Origin of the sequence: Hyella patelloides LEGE 07179 (genome assembly GCF_900659865.1) — a bacterium.
GTDB lineage: Bacteria > Cyanobacteriota > Cyanobacteriia > Cyanobacteriales > Xenococcaceae > Hyella > Hyella patelloides.
This window is the reverse complement of the sequence record NZ_LR214389.1, coordinates 1-4,585: the sequence shown is the minus strand read 5'-3', so window position 1 is coordinate 4,585 and position 4,585 is coordinate 1. Positions and strand designations below refer to the sequence as shown.

Below are 4,585 nucleotides of genomic sequence, written 5' to 3'. Positions count from 1 at the left end.
TCGCCCCAGCGCAAGGGGGCTTGTATTTTTATTAATCTGTTTACCCACTAAATTTATTGTCTATTGAAGCCCCCTTCGCGCCCTTAGCTGAGAGAAGCCTGTCCAACTTTGTACAGGTTTTCTCTCGCGGTTTTGGGTCGTGTTTTGTCATTCTTGGTTAGGGGAGGAGAAAGGGCAAAGGTCAAAGGTCAAAGGGACATCTATAAACACCTTTCCCCTTTCTCCTTTTCCCTAAAAGACCATCAACTCAAAACCTCCCACCAATCAATCTGGGGTGTCCAGAGGGGTTGACCCTTTGGCTCACGGCAATTTTAGCGGTACGCGATGCCGATAGGCAAAAATTGTGTAGTGACTACAACCATTTCTTGACCCCTCGATTAATTCTAAGAGAGAGCTACTGGTCAAAAGAAAACAGAATTTAGTTGGATTGAGAACAAATCTAATTAAGAACTCACGATTAAATTTAATTAGGTAAAAATTCTCTCTGGATAGTATAACTGAGTAGAGAACTGTGCCTTGTCTAAAGATAGTAATTACGGTTGATTATGTACTTGTTGTTATTACAAGTCTTTGAAATCTATCTTGACTAAAAAAGAAACTACAGAGAAAAGAAATAAAATTAACCAAAGAGCAACTAAATTTACTCGCTCTACTGAATTGGAGATTGTAGATTGAAAATTATTCCTAACTAAATCAGAACTGAGATTACGAGAAAGTATACTTTTTAAGGGAGCAACTTAAGAGTGCTTTAAAGAAGGGATATAGTGAGCAATACTTGTCAGAGATTTTAGAAGAACAATCAAGTTGAATTTCAGTCTCAACTATCAAATATACTTCACAGATATTAATAGGCGGAAATAGAAGGTTCGTGTCACCAGACGCAACCTAACCTTGAAACCGTTGCAATGTCTGACTTATAGCCTTTGAATATACTCAACTTATTCCCTCGATTTATCTCCCAATTCATAAGTTTTCCAAATACTTATTTTTAGCCGTGTTTGACAATCGCTAATAAACCTGCACTTTTAATAAACTTTTCCTGCCCAATTCTTTTTCCAAGAGATACTTTCTTCAACAAGTAATCTTTCTCAGGAAAAGTGAGTAAATGGTTAAAACAAATTGGGATACAGAGGAATTAATCGAAGAGTTCAAAAAGGTTTCGGGCAAAACTAACTTGCTATATCGGATTGCTGAAGTATCCATTGCCGAACCAAGTGGGACTATCGAACGGGTTATTTTTCCTGTGGTATCTCTTAAAACGTTCAAAGACTTGGTTGCCGAATATAAAGCAACGGGGTTGGCTTACAAGCGCAGGGTTCACAATGTCATGCGAGCATCCTTTGCGAATCACTACCGTCGTATGATTCCCCAATTGTTAGAGGTGTTAGAATTTCGGTCTAATAACGACCTGCATCGCCCTGTTATTGAGGCATTAGAGCTATTAAAGAAATACGCTCACAGCAAAACTAGATATTACGATTCCACCGAAGAGATACCCATTGATGGAGTATTGAAAGCTGGAGCAAAAGAAATCCTCATGGAGACAGATAGCGATGGAAACGAGCGCATTAACCGCATCAACTATGAAATCTGCGTCCTCAAAGCTCTCAGAGAAAGACTATGCTGTAAGGAAATTTGGGTAGTCGGAGCGAATCGCTATCGCAATCCCGATGATGACTTGCCTACAGACTTTGAAACCAAGCGTCAGATTTATTATCAGGCTTTAACTCTCCCTGAAGATGTAGAAACTTTCATCTCTGGTTTGCAGCAGCAGATGGAGTCAGGATTAGAGAAATTAGATAAAGGAATGCCTAGAAATAAAGGCGTGACTATTGGAGGTAAAGGCAATAAAGGCTTAATCAGACTTAGCCCTTTTGATGCTCTACCAGACCCGATTAATCTCAGACAATTGAAGGGAGAAATCAACCGTCTCTGGCATAAAACTAGCCTATTGGACATTCTCAAGGAGACTGATTTACGAGTAGATTTTACCCGTAAGTTTAAGAGTATGGGGACTAGAGAAATACTAGACAGAGATACATTACAGAAACGATTGCTACTCTGTCTATTTGGCATGGGGACGAACACGGGATTGAAGAGAATCAATACGGGGATAGATGGAGAGAACTATCAGGATTTAATTTATGTCCGCCGTCGCTACATTCACAAAGACCAGTTACGCAGTGCCATAGCCGAGGTAGTCAATGCCACCTTTGAAATTCGCTTGCCTCATATCTGGGGCGAAGGAACTACTACCTGTGCTAGTGACAGTAAGCATTTTGGTGCTTGGGAACAAAACTTGATTACCCAGTACCATCTCCGCTATGGGGGACGAGGGGTAATGATTTACTGGCACGTGGAAAAGAATTCTACCTGTATCTATTCCCAACTTAAAACCTGCTCTAGTAGTGAAGTCTCCGCGATGATTAATGGGGTTTTGAAGCACTGTACCAGCATGGAGGTAAAAAAGAATTATGTAGACAGTCACGGTCAAAGCGAGGTAGCTTTTGCCTTTACTCACCTGTTGGGTTTTCAGTTAATGCCCAGGCTGAAAAGAATTAAGGTACAGAAACTCTATCGACCTCAAGCTGGACAACCCGATGCTTACCCCAATTTAGAACCCGTAATGACTCGTCCGATAAACTGGGATTTGATTCGCCAACAATACGACCAGATGGTCAAGTATGCCACTGCCTTGAGGCTGGGGACGGCAGAAACCGAAGCCATACTCAAGCGGTTTAGTAAAAATCCCTTCAAACATCCTACTTATCTGGCTTTAATGGAATTGGGCAGGGTAATTAAAACTATTTTCCTCTGTCAGTATCTTGACTCCGAAGCCATACGCAGAGAGATTAATGAAGGTTTGAATGTGGTAGAAAGATGGAATGGGGTTAATAATTTTATCTTCTACGGCAAGGGTGGTGAGTTTGCTTCTAATCGTTTGGAGAGTCAGGAGTTATCGGTATTGTCTTTGCATCTATTACAGATTTGTCTGGTGTATGTGAACACCTTGATGATTCAGAGCGTACTGGCGCAGAAGCATTGGCAGAAGAGATTGACGGCAAGGGATTTACAGGCGATTACGCCTTTGATTTTCAGTCATGTGAATCCTTATGGGTTGTTTAAGTTGGATATGAAGGAGAGGATTTCAAGGTTATCGCAACCATTAGTGGCTTAGAAGAATGTCAGATTTTGATATGCAGAACATAACGAGAGAAGAATTATTAGCCCGATATGCTGCTGGAGAGCGAGATTTTCGAGGCATTATTTTGCAATATATTAGTTTGGATGGAGTCAAATTGGAGGAAGTTGATTTTACTGGAGCTATTTTCAATGCTGTCAGTTTTGAGTCTGTTCCAGTCGCTATCGAAGATACTTATCGTGTTGAACAAACTATTTTCACCAATTGCAATTTTTCCTGTAGCGAATGGTGGTTTTGTTGTTATATCCCTAAGTTAATTGGATGTAATCTGCAATTTGCGGTTATGGAAGGATGTTGTTTTGGTCCAAAATTTGTAGATTGCGATTGGAAAAATGGTCAAATCATTGGAGCTTATTTTGATGAATTCATCTTTGAGGATTGTGATTTGAGAAATATGAGACGAAGTAGCGGTTTTCATATTGTCCCTGAGTATATCAATCAGAACTGGACTATTCTCTACAGAAATACGTTTGATGAAAATGGTGTTTTCCGAGATGGAATTCACTGTAATCTTCCTGACCCCGATGATATTATCCCTTTTTAGCTTCATTACACTCTTCCTGACCCCGATGATACTATTCCTTTTTAATGAAAAGTATGAATTAATCCATCCAGAAATTTTCAAACCGTTGAGGTGACATCTGAGTATAGCGAACTGTGTGATGGATGTTTTTATGCCCCAAATAATCCTGAATCGCTCTGGTATCATGACCTTGAGCAGCTAAATAATAACCACAGGCATGACGCAGTTGATGGGGATGAGCCTGAAAGGGAAGACCAGCTAATTCTCCCGCTCTAGTTATAATGTGGCGGATGGAACGATTTGAGAGAGGGGCTTTCCGTTCGGAAACAAAAACATAGCTCGTATCGGCATAGTCTCTCTGGATTTGGCGTAATGCTCTGAGTTCGGGCGAACGTAAGGGATGAATGCTATCGCGACCGTTCTTGACTCGATGGACTTCAATATAACCATCTGCCAAATCTATCTGCGTCCATCTAAGGGCTACTAATTCGGCAGTTCTCAGTCCGTGACGGAACATCAGTAAAATCATTGCTCCATCCCTGACACCATGACGACCTACTTTTTTGGCAGCGCGGATCATCGCTTTGACCTCTGGCGAGCGCAGGTATTCTCTTTCTCTGGTTGATGGTTTTTTAGGTGGGGGAGAAAATAACTTTGCCGAAAACGGAAGTTGGGCAGTTATTTGTAGCATGGGTCAAATCCTCATGCTGGTGTTTATGTCTTTATGATACTTTGCCTAAAAGGAGACGAACTAGGCAAAGTTAACATTTGCATTTCTTATCGTTCAAGCTCAAAAATGGCGTAAAAAATAAAAAATTTAATCTTGTTGCGTCTGGTGACACGAACCTTCTATTTCCGCC

2 protein-coding genes and 1 pseudogene are annotated in these 4,585 nt (G+C 40.8%); 2 read left to right on the top strand and 1 reads right to left on the bottom strand.

Features of this window, described 5'->3' with window-relative positions; genetic code table 11:
• Nucleotides 1–1,129 precede the first annotated feature (1,129 nt).
• Nucleotides 1,130–3,178, top strand: a pseudogene (locus H1P_RS35005) (Tn3 family transposase); the annotation flags it as partial.
• A gap of 4 nt (nt 3,179–3,182) precedes the next feature.
• Nucleotides 3,183–3,746: a pentapeptide repeat-containing protein gene (locus H1P_RS35000; RefSeq protein WP_144876345.1), complete on the top strand. Its 564-nt coding sequence runs from the start codon at nt 3,183–3,185 to the stop codon at nt 3,744–3,746.
• Nucleotides 3,747–3,804: 58 nt separating this feature from the next.
• On the opposite strand, the gene H1P_RS34995 is transcribed toward H1P_RS35000, so the two are convergent.
• Nucleotides 3,805–4,416: a tyrosine-type recombinase/integrase gene (locus H1P_RS34995; protein ID WP_144876343.1), complete on the bottom strand. Its 612-nt coding sequence runs from the start codon at nt 4,414–4,416 to the stop codon at nt 3,805–3,807.
• Nucleotides 4,417–4,585 lie beyond the last annotated feature (169 nt).

What these genes read in the sequence shown, in the direction of transcription:
- H1P_RS34995 (WP_144876343.1), bottom strand. Translation starts at nt 4,416, where the DNA reads ATGCTACAAATAACTGCCCAACTTCCGTTTTCGGCAAAGTTATTTTCT.
- H1P_RS35000 (WP_144876345.1), top strand. Translation starts at nt 3,183, where the DNA reads ATGTCAGATTTTGATATGCAGAACATAACGAGAGAAGAATTATTAGCC.